The organism is Mesorhizobium japonicum MAFF 303099 (assembly GCF_000009625.1).
Classification (GTDB): Bacteria; Pseudomonadota; Alphaproteobacteria; order Rhizobiales; family Rhizobiaceae; genus Mesorhizobium; species Mesorhizobium japonicum.
In genome coordinates, this window is the sequence record NC_002678.2 from 4,536,796 (window position 1) to 4,551,060 (window position 14,265).

The 14,265-nt window shown below is 63.2% G+C and carries 12 protein-coding genes and 1 riboswitch; of the genes, 6 read left to right on the forward strand and 6 right to left on the reverse strand.

Translation table 11 applies throughout. From position 1 onward, the window contains the following. Positions 1-61: 61 nt before the first annotated feature. From MAFF_RS23110 to MAFF_RS23120, 3 genes are all read left to right on the forward strand, one after another. Positions 62-1,261: an aspartate aminotransferase family protein gene (locus MAFF_RS23110; protein ID WP_010913393.1), complete on the forward strand. Its 1,200-nt coding sequence runs from the start codon at positions 62-64 to the stop codon at positions 1,259-1,261. Positions 1,262-1,277: 16 nt separating this feature from the next. After that, complete coding sequence (gene argF / locus MAFF_RS23115; protein ID WP_010913394.1) at positions 1,278-2,189, forward strand: ornithine carbamoyltransferase; 912 nt, start codon at positions 1,278-1,280, stop codon at positions 2,187-2,189. Between the two features lie 112 nt (positions 2,190-2,301). Then, positions 2,302-3,336, forward strand: a complete 1,035-nt coding sequence (locus MAFF_RS23120; RefSeq protein WP_080511917.1) for an Hsp33 family molecular chaperone — start codon at positions 2,302-2,304, stop codon at positions 3,334-3,336. A gap of 37 nt (positions 3,337-3,373) precedes the next feature. On the opposite strand, the gene apaG is transcribed toward MAFF_RS23120, so the two are convergent. Beyond that, positions 3,374-3,766, reverse strand: coding sequence for a Co2+/Mg2+ efflux protein ApaG (gene apaG, locus MAFF_RS23125; protein ID WP_010913396.1), 393 nt, complete (start codon positions 3,764-3,766; stop codon positions 3,374-3,376). Positions 3,767-4,065: 299 nt separating this feature from the next. Between apaG and MAFF_RS23130 the strand changes: the two genes are divergently transcribed. After that, positions 4,066-5,217, forward strand: a complete 1,152-nt coding sequence (locus MAFF_RS23130) for a ceramide glucosyltransferase (RefSeq protein WP_010913397.1) — start codon at positions 4,066-4,068, stop codon at positions 5,215-5,217. A 33-nt stretch (positions 5,218-5,250) separates the two neighbouring features. Here the strand turns inward: MAFF_RS23130 and MAFF_RS23135 are convergent, their stop codons facing one another. Further along, complete coding sequence (locus tag MAFF_RS23135; protein WP_010913398.1) at positions 5,251-6,441, reverse strand: O-succinylhomoserine sulfhydrylase; 1,191 nt, start codon at positions 6,439-6,441, stop codon at positions 5,251-5,253. 55 nt (positions 6,442-6,496) lie between these two features. Beyond that, a riboswitch (SAM riboswitch) is annotated at positions 6,497-6,574 on the reverse strand. A gap of 137 nt (positions 6,575-6,711) precedes the next feature. Between MAFF_RS23135 and MAFF_RS23140 the strand changes: the two genes are divergently transcribed. Continuing rightward, complete coding sequence (locus MAFF_RS23140) at positions 6,712-7,806, forward strand: 2'-deoxycytidine 5'-triphosphate deaminase (RefSeq protein WP_044548899.1); 1,095 nt, start codon at positions 6,712-6,714, stop codon at positions 7,804-7,806. Positions 7,807-7,906: 100 nt separating this feature from the next. After that, a complete protein-coding gene (locus MAFF_RS23145; protein ID WP_010913400.1) occupies positions 7,907-8,680 on the forward strand; it encodes an ABC transporter substrate-binding protein in 774 nt (257 codons plus the stop codon). Positions 8,681-8,731: 51 nt separating this feature from the next. Here MAFF_RS23145 and araD1 read toward each other — a convergent pair whose 3' ends face one another. The 4 genes from araD1 to chvE all read right to left on the reverse strand — a co-directional run bounded on the left by araD1 (position 8,732) and on the right by chvE (position 14,081). Continuing rightward, a complete protein-coding gene (gene araD1 / locus MAFF_RS23150) occupies positions 8,732-9,727 on the reverse strand; it encodes an AraD1 family protein (RefSeq protein WP_032934021.1) in 996 nt (331 codons plus the stop codon). A 305-nt stretch (positions 9,728-10,032) separates the two neighbouring features. Continuing rightward, a complete protein-coding gene (gene mmsB, locus MAFF_RS23155; protein ID WP_010913402.1) occupies positions 10,033-11,319 on the reverse strand; it encodes a multiple monosaccharide ABC transporter permease in 1,287 nt (428 codons plus the stop codon). Continuing rightward, entirely contained in the window at positions 11,316-12,848 is a 1,533-nt protein-coding gene (mmsA, locus tag MAFF_RS23160) for a multiple monosaccharide ABC transporter ATP-binding protein (protein WP_010913403.1), read from the reverse strand. Before mmsA ends, mmsB begins: the two co-directional genes overlap by 4 nt. Before the next feature lie 162 nt (positions 12,849-13,010). Next, the gene (gene chvE / locus MAFF_RS23165) at positions 13,011-14,081 is read right to left on the reverse strand and encodes a multiple monosaccharide ABC transporter substrate-binding protein (RefSeq protein ID WP_010913404.1); all 1,071 of its coding nucleotides are present in this window, start codon (positions 14,079-14,081) and stop codon (positions 13,011-13,013) included. Positions 14,082-14,265: the final 184 nt, after the last annotated feature.

Sequence of the window (14,265 nt, forward strand, 5' to 3'; positions counted from 1 at the left end):
AGCCGCACAAGGCCGCCGCTTTGGCGGCTTTTTTGATTTTCCGGTACCGGAGACGCATATAATGAGCGGTTCGGCGCTTTACGAGACCTTTGCTCGCGCTCCCCTGGCTTTCGACCACGGGGAAGGCACCTGGCTGGTTACCGACAAGGGCGAGCGATATCTCGATTTCGCCGGCGGCATCGCGGTCAATTCGCTCGGCCACAGCCATCCGCATCTGGTCGCGGCGCTGACCGAGCAGGCGGCAAAGCTGTGGCACGTCTCCAATCTCTATGAGATCCCCGGACAGAGCCGGCTCGGCCAGCGCCTGGTCGATGCCACCTTCGCCGACAAGGTGTTCTTCACCAATTCCGGCGCCGAGGCGCTGGAATGCGCGATCAAGACGGCGCGACGCTACCATTTCGTCAAGGGCCATCCCGAGCGCTTCCGCGTCATCACCTTCGAAGGCGCCTTCCATGGCCGCACGCTGGCGACCATCGCGGCCGGCGGTCAGTACAAATACCTCGAAGGCTTCGGCCCCAAGGTCGAAGGCTTCGACCAGGTCGGCTTCGACGACATCGATGCCGCCGAGAAGGCGATTACGCCGGAAACCGCCGCGATCCTGATCGAACCGGTGCAGGGCGAGGGCGGCATCCGCCCGGTCCCGACGCAGTCACTGAAGCGGCTGCGGCAGCTTTGCGACCAGCACGGCCTGTTGTTGATCTATGACGAGGTCCAGTGCGGCATCGGCCGCACCGGAAAGCTGTTCGCGCATGAATGGTCAGGCGTGGCGCCCGACATCATGGCGATCGCCAAGGGCATTGGCGGCGGCTTCCCGATGGGCGCTTGCCTCGCAACCGATGAAGCAGCTGTCGGCATGACGGCTGGCGTGCACGGCACCACCTTCGGCGGCAATCCGCTGGCGATGGCGGTCGGCAATGCCGTGCTCGACGTAGTGCTGGAAGACGGCTTCCTCGAGGACGTCCAGCGCAAGGCATTGCTGATGAAGCAAGGCCTGGCGGCGATCGCCGACGAGTTTCCCGATGTCGTCGAAGACATCCGGGGCACCGGCCTCATGCTTGGCCTCAAATGCGCCATGCCCAACACCAAGGTGAACATGGCGCTGCGCGACCAGCATTTGCTGGCGGTTCCGGCCGGCGACAACGTCATTCGCCTGCTGCCGCCACTCACCGTCACCGACGCCGAGATCCACGAAGCGCTCAATCGCATCCGTGCCGGTGCCAAAGGCCTGGCGGATGCCATCGCCGTGGCCGCCGCGAAGTAATTCCGGAAAATTGCTGATGTCAGTTCGCCATTTCACCGATCTTTCCACTGTTTCCGAGGGCGACCTGCGCTTCATGCTGGACGACGCGGTGGTGCGAAAGGCACGCCTCAAGGCCGGCGAGCGCACGAGGCCGCTCGAAGGCAAGGTGCTGGCGATGATCTTCGACAAGCCGTCGACGCGCACGCGCGTCTCGTTCGACGTCGGCATGCGCCAGCTTGGCGGCGAGACAATCATGCTGACCGGCACCGAGATGCAGCTCGGCCGCTCCGAAACCATTGCCGACACCGCCAAGGTTCTGTCGCGCTATGTCGACGCGATCATGATCCGCACCACCTCGCATGACCGGCTGCTGGAGCTGACCGAGAACGCCACGGTGCCGGTGATCAACGGGCTGACGGACGATACCCATCCGTGCCAGCTGATGGCCGACATCATGACCTTCGAGGAGCATCGCGGTCCGGTGGCCGGCAAGACCATCGCCTGGACTGGCGACGGCAACAATGTGCTGCATTCGCTGCTCGAAGCCTCGGCGCGGTTCCGCTTCAACCTCAACGTCGCCGTGCCCGAGGGCAGCGAGCCGGCGCAGAAGCACATCGACTGGTCCAAGGCGCATGGCGGCAAGCTGCATTTCACCCGTTCGCCCGAGGAAGCCGTCGACCAGGCCGACTGTGTCGTCACCGATTGCTGGGTGTCGATGGGTCAGGAGCACCGCGCCCGCGGCCACAACGTGTTCTCACCCTACCAGGTCAATGCCAAGCTGATGGCGCATGCCAAGCCGGACGCGCTGTTCATGCACTGCCTGCCGGCGCATCGCGGCGAGGAAGTGACCGACGAGGTTATCGACGGACCCCATTCGGTGGTCTTCGACGAGGCCGAGAACCGGCTCCACGCCCAGAAGGCGGTGCTTGCCTGGTGTCTTGGGGCTTGAAGTGTCTTGGAGTTTGAAAGGTCTGGGCGCTTGATCTGCGGGGGCGCGATGCCTATCTGCGCCGCATCACGCAAATCAAGCGCGTTTGGACGCATGCACCCCAGGGGGCGGCATGGTCGCGCCCTGGAGCTTTGTCATGTTGGAAACGCATCAAGTGACTGAACATCACCCCAAACTCGGCGAGTTCGGCTATGCCGGCGACGACCATGTCGTGCCGTTCGAGGTTGGCCCGCTCGATGTGCGCGGCCGCACCGTGCAGCTCGGGCCGATGCTCGACGCCATTCTCAGCCGCCACGATTACCCCGAGCCGGTCGCCCGCCTGCTGGCGGAAGCCTGCGTGCTGACGGTGCTGCTCGGCACCTCGCTCAAATTCGAGGGCAAGTTCATCCTGCAGACCCGCACCGACGGGCCGGTCGACATGCTGGTGGCGGATTTTAGCACGCCTTCGGCGCTGCGCGCCTATGCGCGCTTCGATGCCGACAGGCTCGAGGCTTTGGTCGCGGCAGGTGAGACATCCCAGCAGACGCTGCTCGGCAGCGGCGTGCTGGCGCTGACAATCGACCAGGGCGCCCATACGCAGCGCTATCAGGGTATCGTCCAGCTCGACGGTGAAACCCTGGAAGACGCGGCGCGCACCTATTTCCGCCAGTCGGAACAGATCCCGACGGATATCAGGCTCTCTGTCGCCAAGCTTTTGACGCCCGGCGTCGGCGGCGCGCGCGAGCAGTGGCGCGCCGGCGGCATCCTGGCGCAGTTCCTGCCGCAGTCGCCTGAGCGCATGCGCGTTCCGGACCTGCACGGCGGCGACGGCGATCCGCGCGAGGAGATCCATGATCCCACGGACAATTCCTGGCAGGAATTGCTGGCGCTGCTCGGCACGATCGAGCCGACCGAACTGATCGACCCGACGATCGGCGCCGAACGGCTGCTCTATCGCCTGTTCCACGAGCATGGCGTACGCGTCTTCGGCGGCGTTCCCGTCGGCGACCAGTGCTCATGCTCCAGGGAAAAGATCCGCGGCATCCTCGAGGGCTTCTCCGCGCAGGAGATCAAGGACAGCACCGAGGACGGCGGCATCCATGTCGCCTGCGAATTCTGCTCGAAGCAGTACGACTTCGACCCGGCGGAATTCGCGGCGGCTCAGTGAGGCAATCCCTTCTCCCTGTAAAACGGGGAGAAGGACGCTAATTCACCGTCCGTCTGGTCCCCGGCAGGTCCAGCGAGAACGCCGGGATGGCGATGTCGAAGGTCTCGCCACGCTTGTTGCGCATCGTGTAGTGCCCGACCATGATGCCTGATGGCGTCGAGAGCGGGCAGCCAGACGTATATTGATAGCTGTCGCCGGGATTGAGTTCGGGCTGGTCGCCGACGACGCCCGGGCCGCGCACTTCCTCGACCCGGCCGGCGCCGTCGGTGATGTGCCAGTAGCGTGACAGAAGCTGCACGAATTCGTCCGACTGATTGTCGATCGTTATCTGATAGCCCCAGACATAGCGGTTCTCGGAAGGATCGGAGCGATCCTCGAGGTAGAACGGCCTGACCTGCACTTCGATGTTGCGCGTGACGGCGCGGTACATAAGCGGCTCCAAAACAGTCAGAGCATGATCCCGAAAAGTGGGAACCGGTTTTCTCGGAAAAACGGGTTTCCGTTTGTCCAGAGATCATGATCAAACCAACAGAACTTTCGGCGCTCCCGGCGAGCGGGTCAACGTGCGCGTCTTGTCGCGCCTCGTCTTGAAACGCAGGTGCCGGCAAAGAATGTCATTTAAGTGACACATGACAATGGTGGTGTGCACGCACCGGGCGACTCGGCGCTCTGTCGAACTGTTGAAAACGGCCACGATGCGGCCGTCTCTTCTGGAGTGACCAGATCTCGATGGAACTCACTCTCATAGCCGCCTCGCTTTCGATCGCTCTTATCCTTTCAAACGCCGCCAGCATCCTGCTCGCCGCCTCACAGCTGAAACGGCGCACCACGATCGCGCGGCCAGTCCGCAAATCGCCGCCAGTATCGATCGTCATACCGTCGCGCGGCGTCGAGCCGTTCACGCAGGAGACGCTGGAGCGCGCCTTCTCACTCGAGTGGCCGCGCTACGAACTGATCTTCTGCGTTGCCCATGGCGACGACCCGGTGGTCAGGTTGATCCGGGCCGCCATTGGCCGCTTTCCAAAAGTGCCGGCCCGGCTGTTGATCGGCGACGACCGCGTCAGCGCCAATCCCAAGCTCAACAATTGCGTCAAGGGCTGGGAAGCCGCGCGGCACAACTGGGTCGTCCTGGCCGACTCCAACGTGCTGATGCCGAGAGACTACATCCAGCATCTGATGGCGGCGTGGCGGCCGGATACCGGCCTTGTCTGCTCGACGCCGATCGGCTCGCGGCCGGAGGGCTTCTGGGCCGAGGTCGAATGCGCCTTCCTCAACACGCTGCAGGCCCGCTGGCAGTATGCTGGCGAGGCGCTCGGCCTTGGCTTTGCCCAGGGCAAGAGCATGCTGTGGAACAAGCCGATGCTGGATGCCAATGGCGGCATCCGCGCGCTGGCCGCTGAAATCGCCGAGGACGCCGCCGCAACCAAGCTGGTCAATGGGCTTGGCCTGCGAGTCAATCTTGTCGCGGCACCCTTCGAGCAGCCGCTTGGCCGGCGCACGCTGGACGCGATCTGGTCGCGCCAGGCTCGCTGGGCGCGCCTGCGCCGCGTCACCTTCCCGCTGTTCTTCGCGCCGGAAATCCTGACTGGCGCGGTGGTGCCGTTGATGCTTGCACTGGTTGCGGCGGCAAGCGCCGGCTTCAGCCTGCCGCTGACGGCCATCGCCGTGCTGGCCGCCTTCTACCTTCCGGAATGCGCCCTGGCATGGTCCAAGGGCTGGCACCTGTCGCCGCGCACGGTCGCGGCGATGATTGCGCGGGACTTGATGGTCCCAGCTATGTGGGCACGCGGCTGGCTTGGCGGCGCCGTCGACTGGCGCGGCAATGCGATGACCATCGGCACCAAGGCGGCCGAACTGGAAGAGGCGTCGTCGCGCGCCTGATCGCGGCGCCGACGCCGCTGCCTCGACGGCTCCCTATTTGGCGGCCTTCAGCGCCTGCGCGATATCTTCCAGAAGGTCGTCGGTATCCTCCAGGCCGACCGACAGCCTGAGCGTGCCCGGCCCGATGCCGAGTTCGGCGCGCGCCTCGTCGCTCAAATTCTTGTGGGTGGTCGTCGCCGGATGGGTGATCAGGCTCTTGGCGTCGCCGAGATTGTTGGAGATCAGCACAATATCGAGCGCGTTCTGCAGGGCGAAGGCCGCCTGCTTGCCGCCTTTGACGTCGAGGCAGATAAGTGTCGAGCCGCCCGACATCTGCTTCTTGACGATCTCGGCCTGCGGATGGTCGGCGCGGCCGGGATAGATGACGCGGGCGATCTGCGGCTGCTCGGCCAGGAAATCGGCGATCTTGCCGGCGCTCTCCGTTTGCTGGCGCACGCGCAGCGGCAGCGTCTCCAGGCCCTTCAGCAGCGTCCAGGCGTTGAAGGGCGACAGGCTAGGGCCGGTGTGGCGGAAATAGTCATGCAGATTCTCGTCGATCCACTTCTTGTCCGACAGGATCACGCCGCCGAGACAGCGGCCCTGGCCGTCGATGTGCTTGGTTGCCGAATAGACGACGATATGCGCGCCGAGCTGCAACGGCTTCTGCTGCAGGGGCGTGGCGAAGACATTGTCGACGACAAGCCGCGCGCCGATCGAGTTGGCGAGCGCAGCCACGGCGGCGATGTCGACCACTTCCAATGTCGGGTTGGTAGGGCTTTCCAGGAAGAACAGCTTGGTGTTGGGCCTGACCACCTTTTCCCAGTTGGCGATATCGGTGCCGTCGACGAGCGTCGCCTCGATGCCGTAGCGCGGCGCCAGCGTCTCGACCACCCAGCGGCAGGAGCCGAACAGCGCGCGCGCCGCTACGATGTGGTCACCGGTCTTGACGCTGCACAGAAGCGCCGCCGTCACGGCCGCCATGCCCGATGCCGTGGCGCGCGCGTCCTCCGCGCCTTCCAGCGCGCACATGCGCTTTTCGAACATGTCGACGGTCGGATTGGCGTAGCGCGAATAGATGAAACCGGGTTCCTCGCCCTTGAAACGGGCTTCGGCGGCTTGCGCCGTTTGATAGACATAGCCCTGGGTCAGGTACATTGCCTCGGAGGTCTCGCCGAAGCCTGAACGCAGGGTTCCGCTATGCACGAGTGCTGTCTGAGGCTTCCAGTTGCGCTTCTTGTTGCTCATCGCTTTGTTCCAGACACAAAAAAACCGGCCGCGAAAGTCGCAACCGGTCCATACGGCCTCGCGGCCAACGGTCCTTTAGCGACTTGTTTAACGTGGCTGCAAGCCGACCGGCCAAATCACCACGGGATAACGACCCTTTAGACCCGTACCACGCTTGCGTCAATTGCCGGCTTCATTAAGAGGTTTGTACCAGGCAGGTTCCGCAAAACTGTTCCATGTTTTGCGGCGAGAACCTGCTGCAGGAAAATCGTCTGGCCTAGGAGCGGAGCCTTGCGGCAGACAGGCATTCTTCCCGATCAGGACATCTCGGCGCTGTTCCAGTCCGGCGCGCTGAAGTCGCCGCGCGCGCTCGACGCCGACCAGATCCAGCCGGCCAGCCTCGATCTCAGGCTCGGCGACAAGGCCTGGCGGGTGCGGGCGTCCTTCCTGCCGGGTCCGGATCATCGGGTTGTCGACAAACTCGATCGGCTGAAGCTGCATGAGTTCAGCCTCGCCGATGGCGCGGTGCTGGAAACGGGCTGTGTTTACATCGTGCCGCTGCTGGAAAGCCTTGCGCTGCCCCCAACCGTGTCCGCCTCGGCCAATCCGAAGAGTTCGACGGGGCGGCTCGACATTTTCACCCGTGTCATGACCGATCGTGGCCACGAGTTCGACAAGATCGCCGCCGGCTACAACGGTCCGCTCTACCTGGAAGTCAGCCCGCGCACCTTCCCGATCGTCGTGCGCACCGGTTCGCGCCTGTCGCAAATCCGCTTCCGCACCGGCAATGCGCTGCTCTCGGAAGCCGAATTGCATCAATTGCACCGCGCCGAGATGCTGGTCGCCACCGAGCCGCCGAATATTTCGGGCGGCGGCATAGCGCTGTCGATCGATCTCAAGGGCGATGGTGACGGGCTGGTCGGCTATCGCGGCAAGCATCACACCGGCCTTGTCGATGTCGACAAGCGTGCCGCGCAGGATGTCGTCGATTTCTGGGAGCCGATCCACAAGAGCGGCGCCGGCGAACTGGTGCTCGATCCCGATGAATTCTACATCCTTGTCAGCCAGGAGGCGGTGCATGTGCCGCCGCTCTACGCCGCGGAGATGACGCCCTTCGACCCGCTGGTCGGTGAATTCCGCGTCCATTATGCCGGCTTCTTCGATCCGGGCTTCGGTCATTCGGCGGCCGGTGGCACCGGCAGCCGGGCGGTGCTTGAAGTGCGCAGCCACGAAGTGCCGTTCATCCTCGACCATGGCCAGATCGTCGGCCGGCTGGTCTACGAGCACATGCTGAAGCGGCCGCAGGCGCTCTACGGCACCGATCTCGGCTCCAACTACCAGGCACAGGGCCTGAAGCTCTCCAAGCATTTCCGCGCCGCGCGCTGAACCCCGATTGCTGCCAGGCAAGATACTTGCCTGCGCTGGCACATCATGCTTGGCTGGCTTGTCGGCCGTCGAGATGGCGGCGCTCAAGGGGAACAAGAAAATGCAGATCTCGAAATGGATCATGTCGGCGGCAGGCGCTGCCATGTTGGCGATGGCCGCCGGCTCTCTGACGGCGCAGGCTGCCGAGAAATTGAAGATCGGCACCGAGGGCGCCTATCCGCCGTTCAACACCATCACCTCGGACGGCAAGGTTGTCGGCTTCGATATCGACATCGCCAATGCGCTGTGTGCTCAGATGAAGGTCGAGTGCGAGATCGTCACCCAGGACTGGGATGGCATCATCCCCGCCCTGCAGGCCAAGAAGTTCGACGCCATCATCGCCTCGATGAGCATCACGGAAGAGCGCAAGAAGCAGGTCGCCTTCACCAACAAATACTACACAACGCCGCTCGCTCTGGTGGCGCCGAAGGACAGCGATCTGACCTCGGCAGACCCGGCGGCCCTTGCTGGCAAGACGGTCGGCGCCCAGGCTTCGACCACACAGGCCGACTATGCCCAGAACACCTATGGCAAGGCGGGTGCCGAGGCAAAGCTCTACCCAACCCAGGAAGAGGCGATCACCGACCTGACCAATGGCCGGCTTGATGCCGTGATCTCGGACAAGTTCGTGCTGGTGGACTGGCTGAAGAAGGCAAGCGACGGTTGCTGCAAGCTGGTCGGCGACGTCAAGGGCACGGAAACACAAGCCGGCATCGCCGTGCGCCTCGACGACACCGCCCTGCGCGACAAGCTCAATGCGGCCATCGATGCGATCGTCGCAGATGGCACCTACAAGAAGATCCAGGCCAAGTACTTCGATTTTGATATTTATTGAGGTTGAAGAGCGCCTCTTCCTTCTCCCACAGGGGAGAAGGGGAAGCTGGCGCTACAGCGCCTTCACCGCCACCTTCACCGGCTTTTCGATCTCGAGCGGGTTGCGCAGCGGCAGGCCGAAATCCCCGGCTTCGATCTCGAACACATCGCCGGCCTCGGTCTTGACGCCGTCGGCGAAGGACAGTGTCGCCGTACCGAACATATGCACGTGCACGTCGCCCGGCTGGCGGAACGCCGAATATTTGAAGTGATGGTGTTCGAGATTGGCGATGGTATGCGACATGTTGGCTTCGCCCGACAGGAACGGCTTTTCCCACAGCGTCTCGCCGTCGCGCACGATGCGCGAGGTGCCGCGGATGTCGGAAGGCAGGTCGCCGATCAGGATCTCCGGTCCGAACGAGGCGTTACGCAGCTTGGAATGGGCGAGGAAGAGGTAGTTCACGCGCTCGGTCACGTGGTCGGAAAACTCGTTCGACAGCGTGAAGCCGACGCGGAAGGGGGCGCCGTCATCGCCGATGACATAGATGCCGGCGATTTCAGGTTCCTCGCCGGCGTCCTTGGCGAAGGCCGGTGACAGAAGCGCGGCACCCGGCGCCACGGCCATCGTGCCGTTGCCCTTGTAGAACCATTCCGGCTGCACGCCGACCTGGCCCTTGGCGGGCTTGCCGCCCTCCAGTCCCATGCGGAACATCTTCATGGAATCGGTGAGCTGCTCCTCGCCATCGGCGCTGCTGAGCTTCTTGTGCATGGAATCGCGCGTCGCAGCCGAGCCCAGATGCGTCAGGCCGGTGCCGGTGAGATGCAGATGCGCCGGATCGGGGTGATTGATCGGCGACAACAGCCGCCCTTTCTTGTAGGCGGCATCGAGATCGACCGTCTCGCCGAGCCCCTTGCGCTCGATCAGGGTGGCCAGGCCGACGCCGGTGCGGGCCGCCTCCATCGCCAGCGAATAGACGCTGCGGGCGCCGTTGATGATCCGGGTCTTGCCGCCATTGCGGGCAACGACGCGGATGGTCTCGGCGTCATCGAGAATCTGCGAGATCAGCATGATCAATCCTCTCTCATGTGCCTTGGCATGGCTGCCGCCGCGGCAAACCTTCCCAAGCGCGGCTGGGACCTCGCCCATGCCACGGGTGAAATTCTCCGTTCGGATTGCGCTCGCGGGGCCTGGTTCCTTGAGGGAACTTCTACGCACCGGCTGGTTGCCGGCAGCGCCGCGATGTGACCCGTATGCCTTCCTTGTTGCCTCGCTGGAGCGGATCAGCTTTGAGTGGTCGACCCGCTCCCGGTATTTTGTTTCCGCGCAATTCCTGTGGGAAAACCGCGATGCGCTCTTCCTGGAATTGCCCGCTGTCAGGCCTTGTTCTTGTTGTAGACGTCGAAGATCACGGCGCCGAGCAGCACCAGGCCTTTGACCACCTGCTGCCAGTCGACATTGACACCCATGATCGACATGCCGTTGTTCATCACGCCCATGATGAAGCCGCCGACCACGGCGCCGATGACTTGGCCGACGCCGCCCATCGCCGAGGCGCCGCCGATGAAGACGGCGGCGATGACGTCGAGCTCTGAGCCCAGACCGGCCGCCGGCACGGCCTGGCCGAGACGCGCCGCGATGATGAGGCCGCCCAGCGCCGACAGCACGCCCATATTGATGAACACCAGCAGCGTCAGCCGCTCGGTGTTGATGCCCGACAGCTGCGCCGCCTTGGGATTGCCGCCCATCGCGTAGATGCGGCGGCCGATGGTCATGCGCTTGGTGACGAAGACGAACAGCGAGATCAGTACGCCCATGACGAGCAGCACCACCGGCAGGCCCCTGTAGCTGGCGAACTCATAGACCAGGAACAGCGCCAGCGCGCTGGCGACCAGCGTTTTGATGACGAACAGGGGGAAGGGCTCGGCTTCATAGCCGTGGCGTTCGCGCTTGCGTCGTGTCCTCACCCCGAAATAGGCATAGGCCACCACGGCGATCAGACCGAGCACGATCGTCGTCATGTGCAGTGTCAGGCCGCTGCCCACGATGGTCTTGCCGGCGGCGTTCACCGTCGGCGGGATCAGCGTCAGCGGGCCGATAACGTCCGGGATGAAGCCGGAGCTCAGCGCCTTGAAGCCGTCCGGAAGGGGGCCCACCGAAGAGCCGCCGCCCAGCAGCGCCTGGCAGATGCCGCGGAAGATCAGCATGCCGGCCAATGTCACGATGAAGCTCGGTATCCGGTGGTAGGCGATCCAATAGCCTTGCGCCGCACCGATCAGGCCGCCCACGATCAGGCAGACGATCGAAACCACCAGCGGATTGCTGAGCGGTCCGAGCTGCCAGATGACCATCATGTTTGCCGCCAGCGCGCCGATGAAACCGGCGACCGATCCGACGCTGAGGTCGATATAGCCGGAAACGATGACCAGCAGCATGCCCAGCGCCATCACGATGATGAACGAGTTCTGCTGCACCAAATTGCTGAGGTTGACCGGCTTGAACAGCGTTCCCGACGTGGTGAACTGGAAGAACAGCATGATGACGATCAGCGCGATGATGAGACCGTATTCGCGCAGGTTCGTCGTCAGCGCCGAGACGGCGATGCGTGGACGCTGGTCCTCTGCGATGTTGCCCTGCGGGGCGGGGGCGCTGTCGGTGCTCATGCTGCTTTTCCTTCTCCGCGAACGATGGCGCGCATTATTTTTTCCTGGCTTGCGTCCGCCGCGGGCATTTCGCCGACGATGCGGCCTTCGTTCATGACGTAGATGCGGTCGGTGATGCCGAGCAATTCCGGCATTTCCGACGAGATGACCACGATCGCCTTACCCTCCGAGGCAAGACGCGCGATGATCGTGTAGATTTCGTACTTGGCGCCGACATCGATGCCGCGCGTCGGCTCGTCGAGGATCAGCAATTCCGGGTCGGCGAACAGCCATTTCGACAGCACCACCTTCTGCTGGTTGCCGCCGGAAAGATTGCCCGTCATCTGATAGACGCTCGAAGCGCGGATGTTGGTCTTCTTGCGATAATCGTTGGCAACGGCGAGTTCGCGCAGATCGTCGATCACGCTGTGACGCGACACGCCGCCGAGATTGGCAAGCGTGATGTTGTGCTTGATATGGTCGATCAGGTTGAGACCGTAAGTCTTGCGGTCCTCGGTCACGTAGGCGATGCCGTGTTCGACCGCCTTGCTCACGGACGAGACATCGATCGGCTTGCCTTTGAGCAGCACCTCGCCCGTGATGCGGCGGCCATAGGAACGGCCGAACAGGCTCATGGCGAATTCGGTGCGGCCGGCGCCCATCAGCCCAGCTATGCCGACCACCTCGCCCTTGCGCACGTTGATGTCGATGCCCTTGATCACTTGCCGCTCGGCATGGATCGGGTGATAGACCGACCAGTTCTTCACTTCGAAGACGACCTCGCCGATCTTTGGTTCGCGCGGCGGATAGCGGTCGTCGAGCGAGCGGCCGACCATCGAGGTGATGATGCGGTCTTCCGAGATGTCCTTCCTGGCCAGCGTCTCGATAGTGCGCCCGTCGCGGATGACGGTAACCTTGTCGGCGACCCGGTTCACCTCGTTGAGTTTGTGCGAGATCAGGATCGAGGTCATGCCTTGCCGCTTGAACTCGAGCAAAAGGTCGAGCAGCGCCTGGCTGTCCTTCTCGCTGAGCGATGCGGTGGGCTCGTCGAGGATCAGGAGCTTGACTTCCTTGCTCAGCGCCTTGGCGATCTCGACCAGCTGCTGCTTGCCGACGCCGATATTGGTGATCAGCGTCTTGGGGTCCTCCTTGAGGCCCACCTTCTTCAACAGCGCGCTGGTGCGCGCCTCGTTGGCGTCCCAGTCGATCACACCGTATTTGGCGTGTTCGTTGCCGAGGAAAATGTTTTCGGCAATCGACAGCATCGGCACCAGCGCAAGCTCCTGGTGGATGATGACGATGCCCTTGTGTTCGCTGTCATGGATGCCTTTGAACTGGCATTCCTGGCCTTGAAAGATGATCTGGCCGTCATATGTGCCCGCGGGATAGACGCCCGACAGCACTTTCATCAGCGTCGACTTGCCGGCGCCGTTCTCGCCGACCACGGCGTGGATTTCGCCTTCCTCGACGCTGAGGTTGACATTCGACAGCGCCTTCACGCCGGGAAACGTCTTGGTGATGTCGCGCATCTCCAAAATCGTCGAGGTCATAAGGGCAAGCTCCCAGACTTTCTTGTTTTTTACGCAATTCCCAGGGGAAGGCGCTACGCACTTTTCCTGGAATTGCTCTATGCCGGCAGAAACAATACCGGGGTCGCTTGTGAACGAAAAGGGGCCCTGCGTCGCGCAGGACCCCAGATTTTATAACAGAGATTACTTCAGGTCTTCGGCCTTGATGTAGCCGGAGTCGACGACCAGCTTCTGGTAGTTCGACTTGTCGACCTCATGCGGCGTCAACAGGATCGAGGGAACGACCTTGACGTCGTTGTTGTAGGTCTTGGTGTCGAGGCCGTCAGGCTTGCCGCCCGAGAGCACCTTGTCGACCAGTTCGACGGTCGACTTGGCCAGTTCGCGGGTGTCCTTGAACACGGTCGAATACTGCTCGCCCGAGATGATCAGCTTGACCGAGGCGGTCTCGGCGTCCTGACCGGTCACAACAGGCCAGGGCTGAGCGGCCGTGCCGTAGCCTACGGCGCGCAGCGAGGCGGTGATGCCGCGCGACAGGCCGTCATAGGGCGACAGAACACCATCGACGCGGCTGCCGTCCGAGTAGTTGGCCGACAGCAGGTTGTCCATGCGCGCCTGGGCGGTTGCCGCCAGCCAGCGCAGCGTGCCGACCTTGTCCATGCCCATCTGGCCGGACTTGATCTTGATCGAGCCGTCGTCGATCAGCGGCTGCAGGACGGAAATCGCACCGTTGTAGAAGAAGAAGGCGTTGTTGTCGTCGGGCGAGCCGCCGAACAGTTCGACGTTCCACGGCTTGGTGTTCGGGAAGCGCTCCTTGAGGCCCTTGACCAGCGAATTCGCCTGGATCACGCCGACGCCGAAATTGTCGAAGGTGGTGTAGTAGTCGACATTGGCGGTCTTTTTGATCAGGCGGTCATAGGCGACGACGACGACGCCCGCGTCAGCGGCCTTCTGCAGCGCATCCGACAGGGTGGTGCCGTCGATCGAGGCGATGATCAGCGCCTTCGGGCCCTTGGTGATTTCGTTTTCCAGCTGGCTGAGCTGGTTGGGGATGTCGTCCTGCGCATACTGCAGGTCGACTGTGTAGCCGAGGGCCTCGAGCTGGGACTTGACGGCGTCGCCGTCGTTGATCCAGCGCTGCGAAGTCTTGGTCGGCATCAGCACGCCGACGAGACCCTTGTCGGCCGCGTGCGCCGAATAGGTCATGGCAGCGATGCCAAGCGCCGCGACTGCGGCCAGTGTCTTGATGATTTTCACGTAACTCTCCCTGGTTGATGGACGCAGCACCCCGGGGGTCGCGGGCCGCGCAATCGTGCAGAAGCGCCAAGGCACTGCTGCCGTCATATCGATCTCCGGTATCCTCCCATGGCCCCGAGCCGCTGATTTCAATCGATACGATTTTATCGTCGGCGACCGTTGCGTCTCGGAACGCGCTGACGTT

What these genes read in the sequence shown, in the direction of transcription:
- MAFF_RS23110 (WP_010913393.1), top strand. Translation starts at nt 62, where the DNA reads ATGAGCGGTTCGGCGCTTTACGAGACCTTTGCTCGCGCTCCCCTGGCT.
- argF (WP_010913394.1), top strand. Translation starts at nt 1,278, where the DNA reads ATGTCAGTTCGCCATTTCACCGATCTTTCCACTGTTTCCGAGGGCGAC.
- MAFF_RS23120 (WP_080511917.1), top strand. Translation starts at nt 2,302, where the DNA reads ATGGTCGCGCCCTGGAGCTTTGTCATGTTGGAAACGCATCAAGTGACT.
- apaG (WP_010913396.1), bottom strand. Translation starts at nt 3,766, where the DNA reads ATGTACCGCGCCGTCACGCGCAACATCGAAGTGCAGGTCAGGCCGTTC.
- MAFF_RS23130 (WP_010913397.1), top strand. Translation starts at nt 4,066, where the DNA reads ATGGAACTCACTCTCATAGCCGCCTCGCTTTCGATCGCTCTTATCCTT.
- MAFF_RS23135 (WP_010913398.1), bottom strand. Translation starts at nt 6,441, where the DNA reads ATGAGCAACAAGAAGCGCAACTGGAAGCCTCAGACAGCACTCGTGCAT.
- MAFF_RS23145 (WP_010913400.1), top strand. Translation starts at nt 7,907, where the DNA reads ATGCAGATCTCGAAATGGATCATGTCGGCGGCAGGCGCTGCCATGTTG.
- araD1 (WP_032934021.1), bottom strand. Translation starts at nt 9,727, where the DNA reads ATGCTGATCTCGCAGATTCTCGATGACGCCGAGACCATCCGCGTCGTT.
- mmsB (WP_010913402.1), bottom strand. Translation starts at nt 11,319, where the DNA reads ATGAGCACCGACAGCGCCCCCGCCCCGCAGGGCAACATCGCAGAGGAC.
- mmsA (WP_010913403.1), bottom strand. Translation starts at nt 12,848, where the DNA reads ATGACCTCGACGATTTTGGAGATGCGCGACATCACCAAGACGTTTCCC.